Raw genomic sequence first — 2,355 nt, 5'->3', positions numbered from 1 at the left:
GGCACGCTGGCCTTGACCGCGCCGCTGAACGCAGCGTCGTAGGTGCTCATGTAGGAATTGTAGGCGCTCTTCAGCGAATCAGGTTGCGTGGTCGCCGGGCAGGCGCCGGTCGGATCGAATGTCTGACCGTCGGCGGCAACCTGGTTGAAGACATAACGCTTCTCGCAGACATCGACCTTCGGCGGCACCTTGGTGATCTCGAAATTGTCGTAGCCGACCTTCAGCATCTTCCAGAAGTCGTAATTGGGGTCGTTGCGGTAGCGCGCCATGTTGGCGGCGGTCATGCGGAACGGAAACGCCTGAATCTGGAACTCGGTCTGGCCGCCCTGGAATGCGTCGCGGCCGAAGGCATAGATCTGCTCGATCTGCGCATCGGTCATCGAATAGCAGCCCGACGACGAGCAGGCGCCGTGCACCATCAAATTGGAGCCGGTACGGCCATTGGCGCGGTCATAGGCGTTGGGATAGCCGATGTTGAAGGACAAATGGTAGTTCGAGCGCGGATTCATCTGCGCCGGGCGCACCGTGTAGAAGCCTTCCGGCGCCTGGCGGTCGCCTTCGGTGTATTTCGGCCCGAGCTTGCCCGACCATTTGCAGATGTCGTAGCTGGCGACCATGTCGTAGCGGCCGTTGGTCTTGGCCTTCCAGATCTCGAGCTTGCCTTCTTCCTTGAAGATGCGGGCCATCACCGACGAGGTGCGGACCATGCCCTTGGCTCTCATGTCGGCGAGGATCTTGTCGGGCAGCGGCTTGTTGGCCTCCGGGGCAAAATCCTTCATAGACGAATTGTTGCAGCCGGCAACGCCGAGGGCAGCGATCAGGATTCCGGTGCGGGCAAGCTTGACAAACATGGCTACGGATATCGTCTTTTCTCTGGCGCCAGGACGCTTCCTGCCCCGGCTGCTACACTGCGCATCGACGGACCCTAAGCCCGTTAACCCTAATAAATTCCTTACCGCAAGTGCCGACGCATCCCCCTGCGGCAGTCTCATTGAGCCGAATGCAGCGGCATTTTTGTGGCAAAAATGCTCCGCCCCGCCACATTGTTGCGGCCAAGGCTGCCTGTGGTCAGAGACTGCGGCCCATGGCCAGGTATTTTTCGCGGCGCTGCTCGCGGAAATCGGTGTTGGCGCCGGCAAAATCCTTCATCGTCCTGGCGATGAGGTCTCCGGTCGCGGCGATCACCGTTTCGGCGCCGCGATGCGCACCGCCGAGCGGCTCGGGGATGATGGCGTCGATGATCTTCAGCTCCAGAAGGTCCTGCGCGGTGATCTTCATGTTGGTCGCCGCGTCCTTCGATCGCGTCGTGTCGCGCCACAGGATCGAGGCGGCACCTTCCGGCGAAATCACCGAATAGATGGCGTGTTCGAGCATGTAGACGCGGTTGGCGGTGGCGATGGCAATGGCGCCGCCCGAACCACCTTCGCCGATGACCACCGAGATCGACGGTACTTTCAGGCCGAGACAGGTCGAGGTTGAACGGGCGATAGCCTCCGCCTGGCCGCGCTCCTCGGCATTGACACCGGGATAGGCGCCCGCCGTGTCGACCAGCGTCAGCAGCGGGATCTTGAAGCGGTCGGCGAGTTCCATCAGCCGTACCGCCTTGCGGTAGCCCTCCGGGCGAACCGATCCGAAATTGTGCTTCAGGCGGCTGGCTGTGTCGGAACCTTTTTCCTGGCCGATGATGGCAATGGGTTCGCCGCGGAAACGGGCGAAACCGCCGACGATCGCCTGGTCCTCACCGAAATTGCGGTCGCCGGCCAGCGGCGTGAAATCGGTGAACAGGCCCTTGATATAGTCGACGCAATGCGGCCTGTCGGGATGGCGAGCCACCTGCACCTTCTGCCACGGCGTCAGCGCCTTGTAGGCGTCGCGCAGCGCGTCGCGGGAGCGCTTCTCAAGACGGCTGATCTCGTCGCCGACATCGACCGCCTCGCCATTCTCGGCAAGCTTCTTCAGCTCGAGGATCTTGCCCTCGAGGTCCTGCACCGGCTTTTCGAAATCGAGGTAATTATACATGCGTGAGCGGACCGATACGTCGGAAGGCAGTGGCTGACGGAACCCTTGAATCCAAGGCTCCGGGCGGTGAAATGTCGTCCTCACATAGCGATATGAGGCCTAGTCGGCAAGCGGATGATGATCGTTGACCAGCCGCACCAGCCGCTCTTCCAGCACATGGGTGTAAATCTGTGTCGTCGATATGTCGGCATGGCCAAGCAATTGCTGCACGGCCCGGAGATCGGCGCCGTTCTGCAGGAGATGGCTGGCGAAAGCATGGCGCAGCACGTGCGGCGAGATCTTCGCCGAGGCGATGCCGGCCCTTGCCGCCAGCCCCTTCAGGTCACGCGCAAAGAC

General features: G+C 61.8%; 3 protein-coding genes. All 3 read right to left on the bottom strand.

All coding sequences use genetic code 11. The features are described from left to right. The coding region (locus EN750_RS29890; RefSeq protein WP_145968041.1) for a murein L,D-transpeptidase family protein at positions 1–851 on the bottom strand (851 nt) is incomplete at its 3' end. Between the two features lie 217 nt (positions 852–1,068). Beyond that, positions 1,069–2,019 carry an acetyl-CoA carboxylase carboxyltransferase subunit alpha gene (locus EN750_RS29885; protein ID WP_063173172.1) on the bottom strand — a complete coding sequence of 317 codons (951 nt, stop codon included), beginning with the start codon at positions 2,017–2,019 and terminating at the stop codon, positions 1,069–1,071. 99 nt (positions 2,020–2,118) lie between these two features. Then, positions 2,119–2,355 (bottom strand): tyrosine-type recombinase/integrase (locus tag EN750_RS29880; protein WP_145968040.1); only part of this gene is annotated, 237 nt, incomplete at its 5' end.

The organism is Mesorhizobium sp. M7A.F.Ca.ET.027.03.2.1 (assembly GCF_003999175.1).
Taxonomy (GTDB): Bacteria; Pseudomonadota; Alphaproteobacteria; order Rhizobiales; family Rhizobiaceae; genus Mesorhizobium.
This window is presented reverse-complemented; position numbering and strand designations above follow the sequence as displayed.

Bases quoted from the DNA above. Each gene is read 5' to 3' on its own strand.
- EN750_RS29885 (WP_063173172.1), bottom strand. From the start codon at position 2,019: ATGTATAATTACCTCGATTTCGAAAAGCCGGTGCAGGACCTCGAGGGC.